Raw genomic sequence first — 21,326 nt, 5'->3', positions numbered from 1 at the left:
TTCAGGGCTCCATCTGGCTGCTAAGGTACTCACCTGTGCGGCGGTAGTGATCGATCAAGTGCCGAGTTGCGCTGTCTGCGTCGTGATTTAATGCGGCGTCCAGGATTTGCTGATGTTCGGCGGCGATGTCTCGCTTTTTGTAGCTCGACCCGCCGGCCGCCAGATAGCGGTAGCGAATGTTCAGGTCGTAAAGCTGCGAGCAATACCGCAGCAGCAACGGCAGTTTCGAATTGTCCAACAAGGCCATATGAAACGCCTTGTGAGCGTCCTCAAAGTCTCGTGCCCCGTTCTGGCTGGCCTTTTTCATATGATGGTGACGCAAGACAAGCCGATCTTCCCAGGCCGCATCCGCATTGGTGATGGAAGCGCGCAACGCGGTTTCTTCAAGGTTGCAGCGCAACAGAAGTATTTCCTCAAAGTTACACTTGCTGACTGGCGCTGCCCGAAATCCGCGCTGATCAATCCGCTCGACCAACATGTCCGAAGTCAAAAGGCTAAGCGCTTCACGAACCGGACTGGCGCCAGTGTCCAAAAGTCCGCGAAGCTGTTCGATCTTGAGTTTTTGACCCGGAGGTAAATCTCCTGTCAGGATCATTTCGCGCAGCCTTCGATACGCTCCATGAGTGGCTGATGTCTCTTTGCCCTCAGTGTCAAGCATGGCGTCCATATCCGACTGTTCCTATTTCGCTGCAAATACTCGTGAGTGCACTTAACTGAAGGCACTCGTTCCAGTCGATAGACCAACTGAAAGGTTCAGCGAGCCTTCGTTGATCAACCAGCGCCGAAGTACAAAGCTACGCGCCCCGCTTTTGTGCATAGGATCGTCTTCCGCCAGCTTCCGCGCGGCTTCAAGACTGTCAGCGCGATAGATGATCAGGCCCATTCCTTGCATATGCTCGCCGGTTTCATCCGACATGGGGCCTGCAAAAGCCAGTTGCCCCGAACGTTCCAACTGCGCCTGATACGCCAAGTGATCTGGCAGTGACGCCTTTACATTTTCGGGCGCTTTGGCTGGCGTGCTCAGCGCGACGTAAAGCTCCAAAGCAAGCGCACCGCGGCTTTTTGCTTCTGATTTGTAGTCTGCCCAAGCAACCATTTGCCGCCTCCAAAAATATCGATATTATTTGACATATTGCAAAATAGTCGGCAAAAATCAAGCGAACTGACATGGATGGTGAAAATGAAATACCTGGTGGGAGAGACTTCGGAAGGCACAGCGGTTTTTGCTGTAGATGGCGAAAACGCAGTGAATCTAACGGCTTTGGACCCTGCCGTCGGTTCGGATTTGATGGGTTTGATAGCCAAGCCTGAACTGGCCGACTCACTTGCCAGCAAAATTGACTCGGCAGACAGTGTGCCCGTGTCTTCCATCACTCCGGCATTGCCCGTTACCGCTCCAGGAACGATCATTTGCATGGGGTTGAACTACACGGACCACATCAAGGAAGGCGGGTATGATATTCCGGAGTATCCGACGCTGTTCATGCGCGGGAAGAACTCGATCATGGCGGCGGGGCAACCCATGGTGCGGCCTGCCTGTTCCGAGAAGCTCGACTACGAAGCCGAACTTATGCTGATCGTTGGAAAGCGCGGACGCCATATCTCGGAGCAGGACGCACTGGATTATGTCTTTGGCTACACTGTATTCAACGATGGCTCGCTGCGGGACTATCAGCGCAAAACCGTTCAGTGGACGCCCGGCAAAAACTTTGATGACACGGGCGCGATCGGTCCTTTCACCGTGACGCCGGATGAGTTGCCCGAAGGGGCATCAGGTCTGAAGATCGAGAGCCGTGTGGGTGATGAAATCCTGCAAAGCTCGAACACGGCCAATATGATCTGGGGTGTTCGTCAGGTCATTGCGACAATTTCGGAATACACCACTCTGGAACCCGGAGACCTGATTGCGTTGGGCACACCACCGGGTGTCGGTCACGCCAAAAAGCCCAATCCCCGTTGGCTGAAGCCGGGTGAAACCGTCGAAGTCGAAATTGAAGGCATCGGAATCTGCGCCAGCCCGATCATCGACGAAAAGGACACCGAGTCAAAGGTGGCCGCAACATGAGCGCCCCAACCGGGGCAGAGCTGGAGGCACTTCGCGCCAAGGCGCAGCAGGATCATCGCGATCTGCGCGATCGCATTCCACGTTTGTCGGATGACGCGATTGCCTTGATCCTGCGCGAATCCAGATCGCACTACGCGTGGACCGACAAGCCTGTTTCCGACGACCTACTTGAAGAGATCTACGACATCACGATCAATGGTGCGACCAGCATGAACACGTTGCCCGCGCGCTTTATTTTCGTGAAAAGCGCAGAGGGAAAAGAGCGGCTTGCCAAGTCGCTAAAGCCTAAAAACGTGCCAAAGATGATGGATGCACCGGTCACGGCGATCATTGCCTACGACTTGGACTTCTGGAAGGAACTGCCGTTTCTTTTCCCGCACGAAGATCGGCGGCCCTTGTTTGAAAACAAACCCGAATACGTAGCGGACACGGCCTACCGAAACGGCACGCTTCAGGGCGCGTACTTCATGATTGCGGCCCGGGCTGTCGGGTTGGATGTCGGCGCCATGTCAGGTTTTTCGAACAAGATCGTCGACGAGGAGTTCTTCGCGGGCACAACTCTCAAGTCCAATTTTCTTTGCAATCTTGGCTACGCGGATGAAACCGGTTTGTTCCAGAAGCTTCCACGTTTTCCATTCGAAAAGGTTTGCTCGTATGCATGAGGAGGTAACACCGTGGCCATGAAAGTAAAACCTGTCGTGACTTACCGAACGACAGCTCAATGCCCGACACATGCGCGTACCGAGATCCCAATTCGCGACCTTGATGTGGTTGTCGACGAACCCGTCGAACGCGGCGGAACAAATCTTGGCCCGTCTCCGACCGAAACCGCAATGGCAGCCTTGATCGCCTGTACGAACGTCATCGGGCACAAGAATGCACACCGGTTGGGAATTGATCTTGGCGCGGTGACAATCGACGCGAAATGCAGGCTGGATCGGCGCGGTGTCCTGATGGAGGAGGAGATCGATGTTCCGTTTCCGGAAATCGAGCTCACCGTGAAGTGTGACACGCCGGCCAGTCAGGAGGAGCTGACACGGGTGGGCGAAGAGACAGCCAAGTATTGCGCCATCGCAAAACTATTTGAAGCGGCAGGCACGGACCTGACCGTCAACTGGGTCAAAACAAACCAATAAAGACAAAAGGCCCGACTTTCTGGGAGGAGAGAAATGAAAATCTGGACCAAACGCAGCCTTATCGGAGCTGCTCTGGCAAGCGTCATGGCGCTGCCCGCCGCAGCAGAGGAAACTATTTCTGCCGTTGTCATCGATGGCTACCCAGACCGGGCATTATGGGTGAAGGAGTTCACCAACTTCTTCATTCCGGAGGTGGACAAGCGACTGGCCGACGCCGGCAACTACAAGATGAACTGGCAGGAGAACTATGGCGGTTCAATCGTAAAGCCGAAAGGCGTTCTGGAGGGAATCCAGCTGGGCCTTGGTGACATAGGCATCGTCACAACCATCTTCCATTCTTCGAAGCTGCCCAGCCAGGGTATTTCGGGATCGACACCCTTTGTGGCATCGGATTCCCGTGCGGTCGCCAAGGCCGTAGATGAAATCGCACGCGAATACCCGGCGATGCAGAACGAGTTTGCCGCACAGAACCAGGTGTATCTGGCCACGGGTGTTGTTCTGGATACGTATCAGATTTTCTGCACGGAACCGGTTGCCTCGGTATCAGATCTAGAGGGTCGCAAGATTGCAGGTGCTGGCCTCAACTTGCGGTATCTCGAAGGCATCAAGGATGCGGCAGGTGTGCGTGGTGGGCTGACCGATTTCTACAACATGCTTCAGACGGGTCTGGTTGATTGTGGAATGCTGTGGCCCGAAGCGGCGAAGACTTTTAAGATCGCTGAAGTTGCCCCGTATATGCTCAAGGCCGATCTGGGTGCTGTGAACTCAAAAACCATCACGGTTAATGCAGACTATTGGGCAAGCCTGCCGGACGAAGTCAAAGAGGTGTTGACGGCGGTTGCCATCGATTACCGTGACCATGTCGCCGGTATCGCGATGGACAGGGCTGCTGCTTCGCGGGATGCTTACGTTGAGGCCGGTGGAACGATCGTTGAGGTTTCGGACGAAGACCGCGCCGCATGGGCAAATGCCATGCCGAATGTCGCGCAGGAATGGGCCGCGACGCTGAATGACAACGGCGAACAAGGAACTGAAATGCTGGCCGCCTACCTTGGCAAGCTTCAAGACGCCGGTTTCACCGGAGTGCGTGACTGGACGGCCGAATAACTGTCCGGCGATCCACGAAAGGGGCCTTTCATGCTGAAGACCGCAGTTGCTGGCCTGTCGCGGGTCGCCAATTTTCTAGCAATCGCCGCCAACGCTTTGGGTACGCTCGTCGTCCTGGCGTTGGTGGTTGTTCTGAATGTCGACGTTATTGCACGTGGCCTGTTTTCAGCCCCATTGCGTGGCACTTATGAGATGGTGCAGTTTTCGGTCGTGATGATCGTCTTTCTGCAGTTGGCGGACGTGGTAAGAGTAGATCGGTTAACACGCTCGGACGGGTTCCTGAATCTGCTGCACCATCGCCGCCCGGGTCTGACAGCCAGCCTGAGGCGCATCATCAACGCCATATCGGCAATCTTTATGGCCTTGATTGCGTATGTAACCTTCCCAGAATTTCTTCATATGTGGGAGACACAGGACTACTTCGGAGTACCCGGTCTTTTCACATTGCCATGGTGGCCGGTCAAACTGGTCATCGCGTGCGGTACTGCGCTTGCCTGCGTGATCTTCCTGCTCAAGGTCGTCACGGCGCAGGACCGTCCGCAACTTATTCGCACCCCTGAACATGACGAGGCCGCAGAATGACGCCGATTGAGATTGGCCTGATCTCGGTCGTTGCCATCGTCTTTTTGATCTACGCAGGCGTCTACATTCCGATTGCTTTGGGCGTAGTCTCCTTCGTGTCGATCTGGCTGATGCGAGACAACTTCACGCTTGCGCTCAACCTGCTGAAGGTTGCGGTAGGCGACAGCGCGATGGAATACAGTTTCGCGACTATCCCACTGTTTACCTTTATGGGGCTAATCGTCTCAAAAGCGGGACTAGGCAGGGACATTTACGAAGTCATGACCATGCGGTTTCGCAAGGTCAAAGGCGGTATCGGAATGGCGACCGTCGGAGCAAATGCCGTGTTTGCGGCCGTTACCGGGTCGTCCATTGCGTCTGCATCCGTGTTCACCAAGGTCTCGGTCCCGCAGATGATGGCGCAGGCATATAATCCACGTTTTGCGGTTGGGGTAGTGGCCGGGTCGTCGGTTTTGGGGATGATTATTCCGCCCTCGGCGATGCTAATCATCTATTCCTTTGTCGCCGAACAGTCCGTAGGGGACATGTTTCTGGCGGGAGTAATACCCGGTATCATGCTGGCGATAGCTTATGTGGGTGCGATCTGGTTTATGGGCCGTTTCACCCCTGCATTTGTGGGCGGCCGGGTCGTCGAAGACACCGAATGGATGTCCGGGCGCGAGATCGCATCCAAGACCCTTCCCACATTGTTCATTATCACGGTAGTGCTCGGTGGCATTTACACAGGATGGCTAACCGCTGTCGAGGCGGGTGCCGCCGGGGCACTGGTTGCGCTTGTGATTGCAGTCGTACGCAAGTCTATGACACCAAGAGCGTTCTGGGACGCGTTGCTGGAAACCGGTCATATTACAGCGGCGATCTTGTTCCTGATTACAGCAGCTTCGATTTACAGCCGCATGCTGGGACTGGCCGGGCTGCCCAATCAGTTGCAGGACTTACTTGCGGGGAATTCAGCGTCCTTTTGGTCGATCATGCTGCTCTACGTCCTCTTGATGCTTTTTCTGGGAACTTTACTCGATACGGCGTCCATCATTCTGATCGTCGTCCCGCTGTTCCTGCCCATGGCCGAAGCGCTGGACATGTCGTTGATCTGGTTCGGGATCGTCACCGTAGTCGGAGCCGAAATCGGACTATTGACCCCGCCTTTGGGCATATCTTGCTTCGTCATCAAATCGACGATCAATGATGACCGGATATCACTCAAAGACGTGTTCATGGGCGCGCTTCCCTTTGCGTTCGTGATGCTGATCGTTCTGTTTATTCTGATCGAGTTCCCGATCCTCAGCCTTGCCCTGATTTAAGGAGGCCCAGATGCGCTCTGTCACCAAAGACAATATCACCGACGTGTTCATGGGATACCTATCCAAGGACACCGATCCGCGGATGCGAGAAATCATCGGGTCTCTGGTCAAACACCTCCACGATTTCGCGCGGGAAACCAACCTGACACATGACGAATGGCGCGCCGGGATTGCGTTTCTGGAGGGATGCGCCGCCGTGGAATCCGAGGACAGGCATGAGTTCGTGTTGGCCTCGGACGTGTTGGGCCTGTCCTCATTGGTGGACATGCTACATTCCAGTCCGGAAGCAACAAGTTCATCAGTACTTGGCCCTTTTCATGTCTCTGGCGCGCCGCCTCTGCCATTCGGCGGGGATATGAAGCGCCACTACGGTGGACCTGTGCTGCTTGCTGAAGGCGTAATCCGGGATACCGATGGTAATCCGATTTCCGGTGCAGAACTGGATATCTGGCAAACCGCACCGAATGGAATGTATGCAAGTCAGGACGAAGAACAGGACACCTTTTCTTTTCACGGCCTGATGACCACGGGTGACGACGGTAAGTATGCATTCACGACCGTCAAGCCAGTTGAATACACGGTACCGTCAGACGGGCCTGTCGGAGACATCCTGCGCGCCTGCGGCCGCCATCCCTGGCGACCGTCACACCTGCACTATATCGTCAAGGCTCCGGGGTACCGATCTCTGGTGACCGAGATCTTCCCCGACGACGATCCTTATCTGGATCAAGATACGGTCTTTGGTGTTCGGGATGATCTGGTGATGACCTATGCCGAAAGGCCAGTTTCGGAATTTCCGGATGGCATGGAGCTTTCTGGTAAGATCACTGAACCTTTCTTGCACGTGAAATTCGATGTGAAGCTTGCCAGATCCTGAACGATATTGAGGAGGCTTGAGGTGCTGAAACATATCTTCATTTTAGGTGCCGCGCTGTTTTGCAATACCGCCATCGCAGAAGAGCGCCCGATCTTTGACGCGCATATTCATTACAGCCACGATGCCGTCAAACTGGTTCCTCCCGAACAGGTGGCCAAAATCCTTCGGGACGCGGGCGTCCGTAAAGCCCTGGTTTCCAGCTCGGATGACAATGGCACTCAACTATTGTTGGCCGCAGCACCAGATATCGTTGTTCCGGCACTGCGCCCTTACCGGCGCCGCGGTGAAATCAACACCTGGATGCACGACGAAACTGTAATCGACTATTTGGAAGAAAATCTGGCCAAGAACGACTACGAAGCCATCGGCGAGTTTCACGCTTACGGAGACGACATTAAGACGCCGGTCATCCAGCGCATGATTGCACTGGCGAAAGAGCGGAACCTCATTCTACACCACCACGGCGATCGAGAGGCAGTTGACCTGATCTTCGAAACCTGGCCTGAAGCTCGGGTACTGTGGGCCCATTCTGGCTTTGACGACCCGGCGAGTGTTGTTGACGCGCTGGATACCTATCCCAGGCTTTGGGCCGATTTGGCATTTCGTTCGGACATGGCCTCACGAGGCCGTATCGACCCGAATTGGAAGGCTGCGTTCGAAGCCCATCCCGATCGGTTTATGGTCGGTACGGATACATTTGCGCCGGAACGTTGGTACTATGTCGGCCCCCACGCAGATCTTTCGCGTGAATGGTTGGATTTGCTGCCGGACCAGATTGCGGACAACATCGCCTATGCGAACGCAGAACGTTTGCTGGCATCAGAATGATCCGCTGCGCCGTCTGGTTCATGATTTGGTCCAGCGCGGCCGCTGCTTGTGAGGCGACGGGGCAACGCATGAATTCGGACGCTCAAAACGCGCCCGAGGTGTATCTGTCCGTCGATGAAATTCCGTTGGCTCAACCGTTTTCCGTACTGGTTTCTATTTGTAGTGAAACTGCCGTGGGCCAAATGCGTGTGAATGTAATCATGCCCGCTCATCGACACGATATGAACTATACCCCCAAAGTTACCGCCTTGGGCGGCGGAGCGTTCCGCGTTGATGATATGCTGTTTCACATGCCGGGTTTGTGGGAACTGCAGGTCGATGTCGACATCAATGGCCAATCAATTTTCTACTCGTCAGAAGTTACGCTGAAATGAAGCTGTGGGTTACAGCTGCGCTTATTGCCTTGACAGGTGCAGTGTGTGCAGAGGTCTTGTTATCTGCAGGCGAAATTGAACAAACGCTTTCCTTTGGACCGTGGCCACCATCCTTCCAGTCTGACCCAAGCAACAGGGTTTCGAACAATGCCAGAGCGATCGCGCTTGGAGAGGCCTTATTCAACGATCCGGTGTTGTCCGTCGACGGTGCACTTTCTTGCGCAAGTTGTCATGATCCTGAACAGGCATTTACAACGCCAGAGGCGCGGGCGCTCGGCCGTGTACTGTTAGATCGAAACACTCCATCACTGCGGAACCTGGCCGGACTCCGCTGGTATGGGTGGGGTGGCAAAAGCGATAGCCTTTGGACAGCCAGCCTGCATCCGATCATCGAAGAACAAGAGATGGCCCACAGTGCCGATAGCCTAAAAACCGCTATCTCAGAAAGTACCTACATTGATGAATTTGAAGCCATATTTGGCGACATACAGGTTCAAGATTCAGAGCTTGTGCTGGTGAACATTGCCAAAACTCTATCCGCCTACTTGGAAACTTTAGCTACGGACTGGACACAGTTTGATGAATTCCGTGATGCATTGGAGAACCAAGATTTAGCAGCGGCTGCGAGCTACCCCGAAGCTGCACAGCGAGGTCTTCAGCTGTTCATAGGGCGTGGAAACTGTGTGTTGTGCCACAATGGTCCGAGATTTTCCAACAACGAGTTCCATGACGCTGGCGTACCATACTTTCTGAATGAAACCGAGGTCGACGAAGGGCGGTTCGGTGGACTGAACTTTTTACTCTCAAGCCCCTATACTCTGGACGGCGACTGGAATGACGATCCGGATAAGCAAGGTGCTTGGGCGGTTCGAAATGTACGTCGAAGCCACGCTGATTTTGGAACCTTCCGCACGCCCAGCCTGCGCGGAGCGGCTGAAACCGCACCGTACATGCATGACGGCAGCCTAAGTGATCTGAACGCAGTGATCCGGCATTACAGTAAGATTGATACGGAAAGGCTGCACGCCGACGGTGAAGCCATTCTCTCGCAATTGAATTTGTCTGAGCAAGAGATTGCAGACTTAATTGCGTTTTTGATGACGCTGTCCAAGGCGCCTTACTAAAGCGTTTGTGTTTAACGCTCGTGAATGGGCTATTTGGCAAGCTGGTTCGGAGACTATCGTTAGCAGTGCCGATGAGGGGGTTCTGCTCGCTCTGGGTCAGAAATGGATGACGTGATCGGCCGATTTGTTGAGGTTTTGGATTTCGATTGAGTCAAGTATCAGTGACGTTCCACATCTGTTGAACGTCACACGAACCTGACCCAACCGTCACAGTTGGATCAGAGTCGGGATGAATGTTCGACATCGGAAGGCACCCCCAACGTTGGACATCAGTAGAGTTTGACCTTTGCGTCATCAACCAACACGCCGCCCGCATTTCATACTCTCGCAGACAGTTTGGTTTGATCCGACTTCCCTTTCGGAAATCAGGGCTGATTTGCAGACCAGACGGCGAAGCCGCCTGTTACTAGGAATCTGCAACGGGGCGAACGCGGGAGGAAGACGGCCGCGCCCTCACCCTGTCGGTGAAAGGCGTTTGGCTTGTCCAAATCCCGCCGGCTCAAAAATGGAAATCGGTGAGGAAGAAAGCCTGCGGCCATTTGCAGTTGTGCCATTCTATCGAACTGCAATAAGTAATGGCCACAAAGCTGCCGTTCGCTGCCTTTGCGGCATGGTTCGCTTCAAATGGCAGCTACGCGCACATGTCGGTCGTTGCAAAGTTGGATGCTTATTGAGTTTCCTAAGTTGCTTTTCTCGTTTTGTGACACCACTGTCAGCCCTGTGTACGAGCGCAAGTATTTTTTATCAATTTTGTGGCAAGGCATCGTTAAGGATCGCCGCTAGCGTGTATAGATCGGACAGAATGATGAACGGTTGGTTTCCAGAAAAGTTGTTTAGGTATCGCGGAACAACTTCCAAGCACTTTGATGAAGAGCTTGAGCAACTTCGGGATAACAGGGTTTGGTTGAATTTCCTGGATACTCAAAATGATCCATTTGAGGGATGCGTTAGTCACCGGGTAGGTACTTACGATGAGTTCACGTCTAGGCACCGTGAATAGCGCGATCTGCTGGCAAAACAGTTTCCGGATTTTGAGCTTTTGCCGGAGACTATTTCAGAGCAGGACTTCAATATCTGTAATATCCAAAGCCCCCTGTTTCACGAGACAGTTAGACAGCAAGCTGTAGTCGCATCCTTTAGTAAAGGGTGGCAGAATACACTGATGTGGGGGCACTATGCAGACGCCTTCAAAGGAATTTGCTTGCAGTTCACTGCAAATCCAACGGCTGGTGTTGAAGGGCCGCCCTTCTTTCCTGTGCAGTACTGGAAAGAAGAGCCCCCTGAGTTTTCGTCATTTGACTTTTTCGTCCAAACGCGTGTGGCGATGAGCTTGAGCGGACTTACAGAAAGTGAACAACGCTCCAAGATAGAAAACCTTGCCTACGAAAAAATAAAAATTGCAGCCACATCAAAAAGCTATGACTGGGTCTATGAGGAAGAATTCCGAATGGCATCATTTTTGGGGGTGCCGGGATATTACCAAGTGTCAGGTATGAAGCTGACAGGCGTTATTTTCGGGCCACGGGTAGAGGCACCAACATATTCAAGAGTTATGAATGCGCTTGGCGAAGGCATTGACTACTATAGGATGGACTTGCGAGCCAATGCTTATGGCTATGTACTTTTTCCAATAACTACACCGGCGAAGCAAGCAATCATTTAGGTGTGGGCTATGTGTGGTTTGTAACTTGCTGCACCGGCGAGACATCAAAAGGTGACCAAAGGCGGTAATGGGTTCCAAGCCACCCACTTAAACCTGCTACAGAGAACGACTATTCAGAGCCCAAAGTGACCAGTGGTACGCCGGGCTTGAATGGCGACAATGCGCAGTAAGCTGACCTTGCAAAGTTCAACTTTCGGCCGAATTCTAATAATTCGGGGAGGTGCTGAATTTCTGCGCCCGAAACGATGACCACTGTTGTGTCCGTGGGACCCGCCGAAGCCGCGTGACGTAGTGTCGCGAGAAGCACGCCAAACGAAGTCAGAGGGCTGTTTCCCAAGATCACAGACCGGAGCAACGGTTGGGCAAATTGTCGAAATCCTCCGGTGGCAAGTTCACCAAGTGAGCAACACCGGAATCCTTCACACTATCCGCAGCAGCCATTACCCGACTGAATTGGTGGACAGGGCACGTTGGCATAAGAGCAATAGACGCAACAGTCGCCTTCCAACGGCTTCAAGACTGTTCTGCATGACTTGCATTCATAGAACCACTGGCAGGCATCCGTAGGCATTTTTTCGGTTTCACTGTGCCCACAGTTTGGGCAAGTCAGTGTGCTTTCAAGCACTACAGTTTGTTCCATCATTGTCTCACATCTGCGTAATCAGGAAATCGTTGATTCGAGCCTCATAGAACACGACAACCCAAGCCAATCCGGTCATCGCGGTTGTTCCCCAAAGCCACCACTTCAACTTTGGCAATGACCCGCGCTGATAACAAACCAGCCAAGACACCGCGACAAGAGTGGTCGAAATCGCCAGAACATAAAAGCTTGCTGCTGCTATCTTCCCAAAGATCGCTAACCAGCTGCCGCCCAGTCCTAGAAGCATCATTGTCATGGGCATTACGCAGCAGGTCGCGACGCCAAGCGCGGACAGAGATCCTATGTAACTGAGGCTAAGGTATTTCTGCATTTTTGTTCCTGACGCCTTTTTGTGCGGAATTGTCTAAGCGGCGATTACTGGTATAACCTCTGTAGTGACTACAGGATCAAGACGGAACATCTCACATGTTTGCGATTGGGGAAGCATCCCGTCAAAGCGGTGTCGGCATTGAAACGATCCGCTACTACGAACGCGAAGGGATCGTGCCTAAACCGGAACGCGCTTCAAATAACCGGCGGATGTACTCTACGCACGACATTGGACGGCTTCGGTTTCTAAAGAAATGCCGTGACTTGGGCTTTCCGCTTGCCGATACGAGGACACTCCTGGAATTATCCGAAGGCGATAGCGAAGACTGCCAATCCGTTAAGGAATTGGCTGAGCACCACGTTTTCAATGTGCGCGAAAAGATAAAGGAACTTGAGCGTTTGGAAGTGGCGTTGACTGAACTCACAGCCAATTGCGACAGCGGGAATGTTTCATGCCCTATGCTTTCTCAATTGCGTACACTGTAGCCGGAAGTTGGGTATTGCGCCCCTTTGGCCCGCGCGTTGTGTTCGGTCAGAATCCGGGGTAGCTTCGCCACGTGAAGCACCTTCGGCCAATAACCACGACACTTCTTACGGTTTTTCTGATCCTTGTAATGGGGCTTGGGAACGTCGCGCATGCGCTAGCTAGTGAGTGCGCTGGCGGGCATTGTATTGATCACGTGGCCACAAGTGTTGGGGCTCAACACGATGACCACAGGCTGGTCGCTCCTAGCGAAGACAGGCAGCATGAACCGGACAGCTCGGCGCATGAAGGATGCAATCCATTCCTGTGTAACGTTCTCGCACTCACGACACAGGCATTCGAAACCAAACCTAACCAAGCAGCGGTCGAATTAGCATTGCGGGCCACAAGCCTTTCGACGCTCAATGAACCGGACAACCCGGACCGGCCACCTAACACTTGAAACAGAATTCCAACGTTGTTCGCGGCAGTGAACACGTTCCAGTGTGCTGCAAATTATTGCGGCACCACTCTGTTACATAAGGTTAGGACCAGTACATGAACCAAAAATATCTCCTGATCAGCGCGTGCGCCGTGGCAGCTGTCGTTGCCTACATCACTCTACGCCCCGCGCCAGTTGAGGAAGCCGCGCAGTCGGCAGCTACCGAAGGCGATGCAATGGTAGCAATTCAGATGCCGCTTATCGAAGGAAATGCCGTCATCGGGCAGCGTATATTCGACAACGCCTGCGCCGCATGCCACGGCAGCAACGCGGTCGGCGTTGACGGCGCTGGTCCGCCGCTGATCCATGTAATTTATGAACCCAGCCATCATGCAGACGAGTCCTTTCAACGCGCGGTCGCAATGGGCGTCAGAAGCCACCACTGGCAGTTTGGCGACATGCCTCCGGTTGAAGGCTTGACCCGTGGCGATGTGGCTATGGTCATCGACTACATCCGCGAAATCCAGCGCGCTAATGGAATAAACTGAGGAACCCCCAATGAAGACGCTCACCACATCGGTATTGATCTCCATGCTTGCCACAAACGCGTTTGCCCATTCGAGCGTGGACACCACCACACCCGAAAACGGCGCGACTGTTGCCGAAGTGCCCTCTGAGATCAGTTTCAAATTCGCGGATGATATTCGCCTGACAAAAGTCAACATGATCCATCAGGAGGCTCATACCGTCACGCTCGACCTAGGAGATCAAACAAAATTTGGCCGCGCGTTTGAACTCCCGGTTCAGAGCATGGGCGAAGGCATCTATCGCATTGAATGGCGTGGCTTGGGGGCAGACGGGCACGCCATGCAGGGCGAGTTCACCTTCATAGTAGATTGACCATGCCCGATATCTGGGGAATAGGCGCGATACTGTCCAAGCTGATGCTGTATGTCGGCATTGGTGGCACGACGGGTCTTTTGATCATTCGGGCTGTCTTTGCCGACCTAGTGTTACCACTTGGCGATAAGATGCGTGTTCAGATTGCTATGTTGGCGGGGCTCGCGCTTGCGGGCTCTGTCCTTGGGTTCATGTTGCGTGGTGCCGCCCTGACGGGTGGAGCCGATGGTATGACCGATCCAGAAATGCTCGGTCTGTTGTGGCAAACCCCGGTTGGAGACGTTCTGATCTATCGGGTTGTCGGGGCGGTTCTGATAATCTTCGGGATATTTATACCCCTAGTCGGCCAATGGGTCGCATTTGCAGGCGGATTGTTCGCGCTTTGGTCATTTGCTCAGGTCGGGCATGTCCCCGCATTGGAGAAAACCGGCGTCCGATTGCTATTGCTCCTGCACCTTCTGGGAGTTGCGTTTTGGATCGGTATCCTTGGGCCGTTGCGCGCCCTGTCCCAACGGCCAGAATATCTGAACAACGCGGCCATGTTGGGGCATCGGTTTGGGCAGGCGGCTTCGATTATTGTTCCTGTATTGATTTTGGCGGGACTGCTGATGGCTTGGATGTTGCTTGGCGATATGTGGGCGTTAATGACAACAAGCTACGGGCAAACCCTGCTAATCAAACTCGCGCTCGTAGGCGCGGTCCTGATGTTGGCCGCTGCAAACAAACTCCGCTTCGTCCCGGCCATGCAATCCGGGGACAAAAAAGCTGCCCGCCACTTGGTACGCTCCATTGAAATCGAAGCAGTAATCATTCTCGTGATCCTTGCAGCAACCGCGACGCTCACCAGTGTTTTGACCCTACCGAACTGAGGTATTGCATGACCAGGCTCGACTTTTTGATCGTCACATTTTTCAGCTTCGCCACGAGTGCAAGTGCCGGTCATGAAATGGACGACCGGGATTTGACCAATGGACAGACCCTCTACGCCGAACACTGCGCGTCCTGTCATGGCGTCAATCTCGAAGGGCAGCCGGATTGGCAGACGCCTGACGACAACGGCATTCTGCCTGCACCACCCCATGACGAGACCGGGCATACCTGGCACCACGACAACCAGCTTTTGTTCGAATACACACTATTGGGTGGCGAGGAGGCGTTAGCCGCGCGTGGCGTCGACGGCTTTGCAAGTGGCATGCCTGGATTTGGTGATACCCTCACCAATAACGATATTTGGGACATTCTCGCCTACATAAGGTCCACTTGGCCCGAGCGCGTTCAGGAAATTCAAGCGAGCCGCAACCCACCGCATGACTAAGGATGACAACCTTCGCCACATGGTCGGTGCGGTGACACTTCAATTGCGCGGCGACTACAGTGCCATAGTCCGGCAGGATTAGGTCGAAGAACTGAGCGCGCCCAAAACACTAGGCGCGCCCTTGATTGCCGACCTTGGCGCTAGCGCAGCGAATTGGTGCTTTGTCCCGCGAGGCAGCCTTTAGAACTTGTTCCGCTGAACGGCCATCACTCAACCAGAGATCGCTTCACATAACACCGCTTCAACGACGTTCGCGGTTTGTTACAGCGCGGCAAGTCACCCGATGGTTGCGAAAACTTGCCATTCGATACGCTGGTTACTGATAGCTGGGATACGCAACAAGCGGGTCAAGGAAAAGGTTTTTCTTAACAAATTTTGTCAAAAATGCCGTGGTGAATTTCGTTTGCAGTTAGCCTGCAGACAAAAACAAAATATTACATCCAGACAAATGCCAAAATGATGATCGTGCTTTCGGTTTGTCCAATCAGCTTTGAGCATCGATAACTTGGCCTCTTCGTCTCGGGAGCTAACTCGCTTTCGAAACCTCTAAACCTCCCCCTTTCACAAGCAGATCCACAATTGTGTCGACCCCGCTTCTGTGACGAAGTGACGAGAACAAGAAGGGCCGTCCTTTACGCATTCTTTGCGCATCACGTTCCATAACCTCCAGCGAAGCGCCAACATGCGGCGCAAGGTCGGTCTTGTTGATTACAAGGATGTCCGATTTCGTAATCGCCGGTCCGCCTTTCCTGGGGATTTCCTCGCCTGCGGCGACATCGATCACGTAGATGGTCAGATCCGCCAGTTCCGGGCTGAATGTGGCTGATAGATTGTCGCCTCCGCTTTCAATCAAAACAATGTCGAGATCCGGATGACGTGTCTGCATCTCGGCGACGGCGGCCAAATTGATCGAGGCGTCTTCGCGAATTGCTGTATGCGGGCAACCGCCAGTTTCGACGCCGATGATCCTGTCCCGCGGCAGGACCTGCATGCGCATCAGCGCTTCGGCATCTTCCTGCGTATATATGTCGTTGGTAATAACACCCACCGAACAGACATCGCGCAGCGCTTCAGATAAGGCGGCGGTTAAAGTAGTTTTTCCGGCTCCTACCGGGCCTCCAATACCTACGCGAAGAGGGCCGTTTATACTGGTCATGTGCGGAAAATCCTCGAATATTGTGTTTCGTGTTTCATGGCCGCAATGTCCCCCAAGAACGCAGTAGAGCTTAACTCGTCCAGACTCGCCTTTTTTGCGTTTTCAGCAATCTGGGCACACAGCGGTGTCAGTTGACGGATCAACCTCTGAGCATCGGTCTGTCCAAGTGGCACAAGGCGCGTGGCACAGGCGACAAGGTTGCTTGCGAATGCTTGCAGAAACATCTTGGTCGTCAGCAGCAAGGGAAGGTTTTGTAGTCTTGCAGCCCGTCCAATCGAGACGGGGTAGGTGAAGTGCCCAAGGTCCAATTCCCAGACACCTTTGGTGACATTTCCGAAGGCCTGTCCCAGCAACTCGGTTTCCATGAGCCTTTCGGATGTCGCGCAAAAGGCCCGCGCCGTGACATCGACGTTGATCAGTTCATCTTTGTCCAGCGCATTGAAGGCCGCCACAACGAACAGAGCATCATTCCAACCAGAGCCATATTCTAGCACATCTGAAATCCAGGCTTCGGTATCCTGAGAATTCGCGACGGTTCCCCGGTCAATCGCGGATTCAAGTCCGTGAGAGTAGGCAAACCCCCCCACAGGATAGGCAGGGGACAACCATTGTGTCAGCGTCAGGATGTCGGCGTCAGTGGGTGTGGCCATGGGTCCTGCCGTGGCCATAGGCGCCGCCTTCAGGGGTGAACGGCTCGTGCACTTCTCGCACGGTAGCCCCGATTTTGAGAAGCATATCTCGGATTACGTGATCGACCTGGATCAACAGGCGAGCCTTTTCGATCTGGCAAGGCGTGTGGCGATTGCCGATATGCCACGCGATGCGCGTCAGATCCGGGGCTTTTACCTCCAGCAATGCTTCGGGCGCAGCCTGTATTTCCACTTCGCGACCATCGTCCAGAACCAACGCGCCGCCGTGGTTCAACGAAGTCGTTTGTGCCAGGTCGATGAGAATCTGTTCACCACTTTCGCAGGTCAGAACCTTGCGCCGCAAAAAACGGTCTTCATAGGTCAGCGACAGGGCATCTGCAGGCTCGCCGTGTAGATGATCAGAATACCGCCGTGCTGTACAAAGGAGGATGGTCATGCCAGCGCCCCCTCTGTGGAACGGGTAGCTATTACCAGATAGAACCCGCGAAAACGTGGTGTACGATCCGGTCGCGTGACAGGCCGCGTTTGCGCAGTTCTTCGTCGCTCAGCGATTGCAGGAACTGGATTTGATCGGTGCGCGATCGTGCTTCTGCCAATCGAGCAAGAGCCGAATAGATCGACGAACCAATTGCCGAGAACAGACCGAATACGGAAAAACCGGAATGCTGTTGATTTTCTGTGTGTGCCATTGGGACCCTCGTAAAATTGCGAGACGTTGGTCCTCCCTTCCGTTCTAATATCTGTCATCTTTCACTCGCTTAGTAGTAGGCGATTGGTCATGCCCGGGATGCGTTTGCTGCAATGCAGCGTAAATTTTAATCAGAACATAAAGTATCGCTGTGCCATCGGTAGAACTTCGGCAGGCTGACAGGTAAGCAATTCGCCATCCGCGCGCACCTCATAGGTTTCCGGGTCAACATCGACATGCGGTGTCGCGTTGTTCAGCAGAAGATTCCGCTTGCCAATTTCTCGTGTGTTTTGGACGGCGACGGTTTGCTTTGCCAATCCCAGTGTATCACCGATCCCATCCACATGGGCCGCCTGCGAGACAAATGTGATCGCCGAGTTTTCCACCGACCGTCCGTAAGCGCCAAACATTGGGCGACTATAAACCGGCTGCGGTGTAGGGATCGACGCGTTGGGATCGCCCATCTGCGCACAGGCTATCGTGCCGCCCAGCAGAACCATCTCGGGCTTAACGCCGAAAAAGGCCGGGTTCCACAGGACGAGGTCAGCGCGTTTGCCTTCCTCGATACTACCAATCTCGTGGCTCAGGCCATGTGCAATGGCCGGGTTGATGGTGTATTTCGCAATATAGCGGCGGACGCGAAAGTTGTCGTTCTCACCGGTTTCCTCGGGTAGACGCCCGCGCTGTTTCTTCATCTTGTCAGCGGTTTGCCACGTGCGGATCAAGACTTCTCCAACTCGACCCATGGCCTGACTGTCAGACGCGATGATTGAGAAAGCACCCATGTCGTGCAGGATATCTTCGGCCGCAATGGTCTCACGCCGAATGCGGCTTTCGGCAAAGGCCACGTCCTCGGGGATGGATTTGTCGAGGTGATGGCAGACCATCAGCATGTCGAGGTGTTCCTCGACCGTGTTTACCGTAAAGGGCCGCGTCGGGTTGGTAGAGGAGGGTAGGACATGGTCCTGGCCGCAGATCTTGATGATGTCCGGGGCATGGCCTCCGCCAGCGCCTTCGGTGTGGAAGGCGTGGATCGTGCGGCCTTTCATGGCGGCCACGGTGTTTTCGACAAATCCAGATTCGTTAAGCGTGTCGGTGTGGATCATCACTTGCACATCCATCGCATCAGCCACCGATAGGCAGCAGTCGATAGCGGCAGGGGTCGTGCCCCAATCTTCATGCAGTTTTAGGGCGCAGGCCCCAGCACGGACCTGTTCCTCAAGCGCTGCGGGCAATGAGGCGTTGCCCTTGCCTGCAAAGGCCAGATTCATGGGAAAGGCATCTGCCGCCTGCAACATCCGTCCGATATGCCAGGGGCCGGGGGTGCAGGTGGTCGCCAGCGTCCCATGCGCCGGACCGGTGCCGCCGCCCAGCATAGTGGTCAGGCCGGAATGCAGCGCGTCTTCGATCTGTTGTGGGCAGATGAAATGGATGTGGCTATCGAACCCGCCTGCGGTCAGAATGCGACCTTCGCCCGCAATGATCTCGGTGCCAGGACCGATAATGATGCCCACACCGGGCTGCGTATCCGGGTTTCCGGCCTTGCCGATCTTGGCGATACGCCCGTCTTTCAACCCCACATCCGCTTTGTAGATGCCGGAATGATCGAGGATCAGCGCGTTGGTGATCACCGTATCCACCGCCCCTTCGGCGCGCGTGAACTGAGATTGCCCCATTCCATCACGAATGACTTTGCCGCCACCGAACTTGACCTCCTCGCCATAGACGTCTTCGCGGTGTCCGGTTTCGCTAAAACGCGCGGCTGTTGCACGCTCAACGATCAGGTCTTTCTCGACCTCAATAATCAGATCGGTATCCGCCAATCGTACTTTGTCGCCGACCGTGGGCCCAAACATAGAGGCGTAGTCACTCCGACTGATTTTGCCCGGCATTTTTCAGAGCCCCCATGATATGCATATTGAAACCGTAGATGTGGCGGCGCCCGTCGTAGGGCACCAGCATAACCTCGCGAGTCTGACCCGGCTCAAATCGCACGGCAGTACCTGCTGGGATGTCTAATCGCATCCCTAAAGCTGCATAGCGATCGAAATTCAAGGCGGAGTTCGCTTCGGCGAAATGGTAATGGCTGCCGACCTGAACGGGTCGATCACCGGTATTGGCGACAACAACAAGACGACTGCTGCGTCCGGCATTGAGCGTCAGTGAACCCTCGGCGGGTATGATCTCACCCGGGATCATTTTGGCAGTTTCATAATCACTGTGACAGCGATGACCGCGATCAATGCCAGCCCAGCTGCGAGCAGGGCATAATCACTGCCATGGGAGTGAACATGGGTATCCGAATGGGCCATGGCAGGGCCAGCCAGAATAAGGGCGGGAAACAGCATGCGATACATTGGGAACTCCTCTGAGGTTTAGCGAATAGGGTTATGGACAGTTACAAGCTTGGTGCCATCCGGGAAGGTGGCTTCGATCTGCACCTCGTGGATCATCTCGGGCACGCCTTCCATACATTGGCCGCGGGTGATCACTTCAGCCCCGGCCTGCATCATGTCGGCAACCGAATGGCCATCTCGCGCGCCCTCGACCACGGCGTCGGTGATCAGGGCGATAGCCTCGGGGTGGTTCAGTTTGACGCCGCGGTCCAGCCGCTTTCGGGCGACCTCGGCGGCCATGGCGACCAGAAGTTTGTCTTTTTCACGAGGTGTCAGGTTCATGTCAGAGCATCCAGCATCGGGGTAATGTGTCTTTGTTCAACCAGCGCAAAATCGGCATCAATGTGCGGCGAAGAGCCAAGCTGTTGTCTGCCAGAATACGGATAGCCAAAAGGCCGTCTTGGATTAGTGTTGCCCCTGCGTCCTCGGGCAGCATTTTGCGAATGGAATCCAGATGACCTTCGGCTAACTCCGAAGCAAAGACGATCAGCGCCATCGCTCCTGCGCCGTTTGCAATATGCGGCTTGGACAGATGCTTGTGCCAATCACCAGAGAACCGGATCGCGTCAAGGAACACCGTTTTTCCTTGGCGTTGTATCTCGATCTGATCGTTTAGGCGGATATCGGTAAGCGTCTCGCCCATTGCGATGCGCCCGAAGATGAGAGGCTCTACCATCAGCATTTCGGCATCCGGCGCCATCTCGATTTTCAGGCGTCGGTTCAGAGCACTGCCATTGAACAGAATGGTCTCTTGCGGCAACCAGTTCAGTCGGGCTTCAGTCTCAACAGACAGATGATTGGTAATCTGGCCACATTCTTGCGGCTTGGCCTTGTAGGCGCGCTCGCAGGCTTGTGTTGTCAAGGTCAGCGCCGTTCCTTTCGCCGCCTTGCCGGCAAATCGAAATGAATCGCCGCCGGTTACACCGCCGGCAGTGTTTAAGAGAACCGCGGCAAGATCAGGTGTATTGGTTCTGGGGAACAGGCACTTAAAAGAGCCGGACTGGCGAAACTTGTTCAGCACCGTCCTGTCGCCCAATTGCTTGGTGCTCAAGCTGACGGCGCCTGCAGCACGCGGTGGAACAGCACTGTGCGTGGGCAATATGGCTGTAACTTGGGTAATAAGGCACCTATAGAGCTTGGTTTGGTGGCACCTGTTTCTCTGTTGAAGGGGCGGAACACTAATCTACAGTGTCGAAATCTGCTTATTTCGACATCGCGCGTCTAAATTTTAGACAGCGACCCCGGTCTTGGATGAAAAAATAGGCGCATCTCGCCGATTTCCCAAATTG

The 21,326-nt window shown here is 54.3% G+C and carries 29 protein-coding genes; 16 read left to right on the top strand and 13 right to left on the bottom strand.

From position 1 onward, the window contains the following. Position 1 precedes the first annotated feature (1 nt). Together AC2FFH_RS20185 and AC2FFH_RS20180 are read right to left on the bottom strand one after the other, a co-directional pair. Positions 2 to 658: a GntR family transcriptional regulator gene (locus AC2FFH_RS20185; RefSeq protein ID WP_496769500.1), complete on the bottom strand. Its 657-nt coding sequence runs from the start codon at positions 656 to 658 to the stop codon at positions 2 to 4. A 51-nt stretch (positions 659 to 709) separates the two neighbouring features. After that, positions 710 to 1,096: a YciI family protein gene (locus tag AC2FFH_RS20180; RefSeq protein ID WP_496769498.1), complete on the bottom strand. Its 387-nt coding sequence runs from the start codon at positions 1,094 to 1,096 to the stop codon at positions 710 to 712. Positions 1,097 to 1,180: 84 nt separating this feature from the next. Here AC2FFH_RS20180 and AC2FFH_RS20175 point away from each other — a divergent pair, with 84 nt between their 5' ends. The 11 genes from AC2FFH_RS20175 to AC2FFH_RS20125 all read left to right on the top strand — a co-directional run bounded on the left by AC2FFH_RS20175 (position 1,181) and on the right by AC2FFH_RS20125 (position 11,057). Next, a complete protein-coding gene (locus AC2FFH_RS20175; RefSeq protein ID WP_496769496.1) occupies positions 1,181 to 2,065 on the top strand; it encodes a fumarylacetoacetate hydrolase family protein in 885 nt (294 codons plus the stop codon). After that, a complete protein-coding gene (locus AC2FFH_RS20170; protein ID WP_298934018.1) occupies positions 2,062 to 2,727 on the top strand; it encodes a malonic semialdehyde reductase in 666 nt (221 codons plus the stop codon). Before AC2FFH_RS20175 ends, AC2FFH_RS20170 begins: the two co-directional genes overlap by 4 nt. 18 nt (positions 2,728 to 2,745) lie before the next feature. Next, a complete protein-coding gene (locus tag AC2FFH_RS20165; RefSeq protein ID WP_282154307.1) occupies positions 2,746 to 3,201 on the top strand; it encodes an OsmC family protein in 456 nt (151 codons plus the stop codon). 33 nt (positions 3,202 to 3,234) lie between these two features. Next, positions 3,235 to 4,308 (top strand): C4-dicarboxylate TRAP transporter substrate-binding protein, encoded by a 1,074-nt coding sequence (locus tag AC2FFH_RS20160; RefSeq protein WP_058273383.1) that lies wholly within the window; start codon positions 3,235 to 3,237, stop codon positions 4,306 to 4,308. 30 nt (positions 4,309 to 4,338) lie between these two features. Beyond that, a complete protein-coding gene (locus AC2FFH_RS20155; RefSeq protein ID WP_496769494.1) occupies positions 4,339 to 4,890 on the top strand; it encodes a TRAP transporter small permease subunit in 552 nt (183 codons plus the stop codon). Beyond that, positions 4,887 to 6,191: a TRAP transporter large permease gene (locus AC2FFH_RS20150; RefSeq protein WP_282027871.1), complete on the top strand. Its 1,305-nt coding sequence runs from the start codon at positions 4,887 to 4,889 to the stop codon at positions 6,189 to 6,191. Before AC2FFH_RS20155 ends, AC2FFH_RS20150 begins: the two co-directional genes overlap by 4 nt. Before the next feature lie 10 nt (positions 6,192 to 6,201). Beyond that, entirely contained in the window at positions 6,202 to 7,068 is an 867-nt protein-coding gene (locus AC2FFH_RS20145) for a dioxygenase family protein (protein ID WP_496845183.1), read from the top strand. Between the two features lie 21 nt (positions 7,069 to 7,089). After that, the gene (locus AC2FFH_RS20140) at positions 7,090 to 7,896 is read left to right on the top strand and encodes an amidohydrolase family protein (protein ID WP_496779676.1); all 807 of its coding nucleotides are present in this window, start codon (positions 7,090 to 7,092) and stop codon (positions 7,894 to 7,896) included. A 20-nt stretch (positions 7,897 to 7,916) separates the two neighbouring features. Continuing rightward, positions 7,917 to 8,270, top strand: a complete 354-nt coding sequence (locus AC2FFH_RS20135) for a hypothetical protein (protein WP_496845182.1) — start codon at positions 7,917 to 7,919, stop codon at positions 8,268 to 8,270. Then, positions 8,267 to 9,394, top strand: coding sequence for a cytochrome-c peroxidase (locus tag AC2FFH_RS20130; protein WP_496845181.1), 1,128 nt, complete (start codon positions 8,267 to 8,269; stop codon positions 9,392 to 9,394). Before AC2FFH_RS20135 ends, AC2FFH_RS20130 begins: the two co-directional genes overlap by 4 nt. Before the next feature lie 1,039 nt (positions 9,395 to 10,433). Continuing rightward, positions 10,434 to 11,057 (top strand): DUF2971 domain-containing protein, encoded by a 624-nt coding sequence (locus tag AC2FFH_RS20125; RefSeq protein WP_496769481.1) that lies wholly within the window; start codon positions 10,434 to 10,436, stop codon positions 11,055 to 11,057. Positions 11,058 to 11,481: 424 nt separating this feature from the next. Here AC2FFH_RS20125 and AC2FFH_RS20120 read toward each other — a convergent pair whose 3' ends face one another. Both AC2FFH_RS20120 and AC2FFH_RS20115 read right to left on the bottom strand, forming a co-directional pair. After that, entirely contained in the window at positions 11,482 to 11,697 is a 216-nt protein-coding gene (locus tag AC2FFH_RS20120; RefSeq protein WP_496845180.1) for a GDCCVxC domain-containing (seleno)protein, read from the bottom strand. Between the two features lie 7 nt (positions 11,698 to 11,704). Continuing rightward, the gene (locus AC2FFH_RS20115; RefSeq protein ID WP_496725669.1) at positions 11,705 to 12,028 is read right to left on the bottom strand and encodes a hypothetical protein; all 324 of its coding nucleotides are present in this window, start codon (positions 12,026 to 12,028) and stop codon (positions 11,705 to 11,707) included. Positions 12,029 to 12,123: 95 nt separating this feature from the next. Here AC2FFH_RS20115 and AC2FFH_RS20110 point away from each other — a divergent pair, with 95 nt between their 5' ends. From AC2FFH_RS20110 to AC2FFH_RS20090, 5 genes are all read left to right on the top strand, one after another. Next, positions 12,124 to 12,513, top strand: coding sequence for a MerR family transcriptional regulator (locus AC2FFH_RS20110; RefSeq protein ID WP_496845179.1), 390 nt, complete (start codon positions 12,124 to 12,126; stop codon positions 12,511 to 12,513). Between the two features lie 535 nt (positions 12,514 to 13,048). Beyond that, positions 13,049 to 13,480, top strand: coding sequence for a c-type cytochrome (locus tag AC2FFH_RS20105; protein WP_496769475.1), 432 nt, complete (start codon positions 13,049 to 13,051; stop codon positions 13,478 to 13,480). Between the two features lie 10 nt (positions 13,481 to 13,490). Beyond that, complete coding sequence (locus tag AC2FFH_RS20100) at positions 13,491 to 13,832, top strand: copper resistance CopC family protein (protein WP_496769473.1); 342 nt, start codon at positions 13,491 to 13,493, stop codon at positions 13,830 to 13,832. Positions 13,833 to 13,834: 2 nt separating this feature from the next. Continuing rightward, entirely contained in the window at positions 13,835 to 14,701 is an 867-nt protein-coding gene (locus tag AC2FFH_RS20095) for a CopD family protein (RefSeq protein ID WP_496769469.1), read from the top strand. A gap of 8 nt (positions 14,702 to 14,709) precedes the next feature. After that, positions 14,710 to 15,147 (top strand): c-type cytochrome, encoded by a 438-nt coding sequence (locus AC2FFH_RS20090; protein ID WP_496769466.1) that lies wholly within the window; start codon positions 14,710 to 14,712, stop codon positions 15,145 to 15,147. 526 nt (positions 15,148 to 15,673) lie between these two features. Here AC2FFH_RS20090 and ureG read toward each other — a convergent pair. The 9 genes from ureG to AC2FFH_RS20045 form a co-directional block, all read right to left on the bottom strand. Continuing rightward, complete coding sequence (gene ureG, locus AC2FFH_RS20085; RefSeq protein ID WP_170519465.1) at positions 15,674 to 16,303, bottom strand: urease accessory protein UreG; 630 nt, start codon at positions 16,301 to 16,303, stop codon at positions 15,674 to 15,676. Continuing rightward, positions 16,300 to 16,953: an urease accessory protein UreF gene (locus AC2FFH_RS20080; protein WP_496779695.1), complete on the bottom strand. Its 654-nt coding sequence runs from the start codon at positions 16,951 to 16,953 to the stop codon at positions 16,300 to 16,302. Before AC2FFH_RS20080 ends, ureG begins: the two co-directional genes overlap by 4 nt. Beyond that, a complete protein-coding gene (locus AC2FFH_RS20075) occupies positions 16,937 to 17,389 on the bottom strand; it encodes an urease accessory protein UreE (RefSeq protein ID WP_170519459.1) in 453 nt (150 codons plus the stop codon). The genes AC2FFH_RS20080 and AC2FFH_RS20075 overlap by 17 nt, the downstream gene beginning before the upstream one ends. 31 nt (positions 17,390 to 17,420) lie before the next feature. After that, the gene (locus AC2FFH_RS20070; protein WP_496845178.1) at positions 17,421 to 17,642 is read right to left on the bottom strand and encodes a DUF1127 domain-containing protein; all 222 of its coding nucleotides are present in this window, start codon (positions 17,640 to 17,642) and stop codon (positions 17,421 to 17,423) included. 130 nt (positions 17,643 to 17,772) lie between these two features. Next, positions 17,773 to 19,533, bottom strand: coding sequence for an urease subunit alpha (ureC, locus tag AC2FFH_RS20065; RefSeq protein WP_496845177.1), 1,761 nt, complete (start codon positions 19,531 to 19,533; stop codon positions 17,773 to 17,775). Next, a complete protein-coding gene (locus tag AC2FFH_RS20060; protein ID WP_496845176.1) occupies positions 19,508 to 19,840 on the bottom strand; it encodes an urease subunit beta in 333 nt (110 codons plus the stop codon). The genes ureC and AC2FFH_RS20060 overlap by 26 nt, the downstream gene beginning before the upstream one ends. Beyond that, a complete protein-coding gene (locus AC2FFH_RS20055; protein ID WP_496725659.1) occupies positions 19,837 to 19,998 on the bottom strand; it encodes a hypothetical protein in 162 nt (53 codons plus the stop codon). The genes AC2FFH_RS20060 and AC2FFH_RS20055 overlap by 4 nt, the downstream gene beginning before the upstream one ends. An 18-nt stretch (positions 19,999 to 20,016) precedes the next feature. Further along, positions 20,017 to 20,319 (bottom strand): urease subunit gamma, encoded by a 303-nt coding sequence (locus AC2FFH_RS20050; protein WP_496725658.1) that lies wholly within the window; start codon positions 20,317 to 20,319, stop codon positions 20,017 to 20,019. Between the two features lies 1 nt (position 20,320). Next, complete coding sequence (locus AC2FFH_RS20045) at positions 20,321 to 21,088, bottom strand: urease accessory protein UreD (RefSeq protein WP_496769458.1); 768 nt, start codon at positions 21,086 to 21,088, stop codon at positions 20,321 to 20,323. Positions 21,089 to 21,326: the final 238 nt, after the last annotated feature.

The sequence above is a fragment of the Ruegeria sp. YTSC003 genome (assembly GCF_059609785.1).
This window is presented reverse-complemented; position numbering and strand designations above follow the sequence as displayed.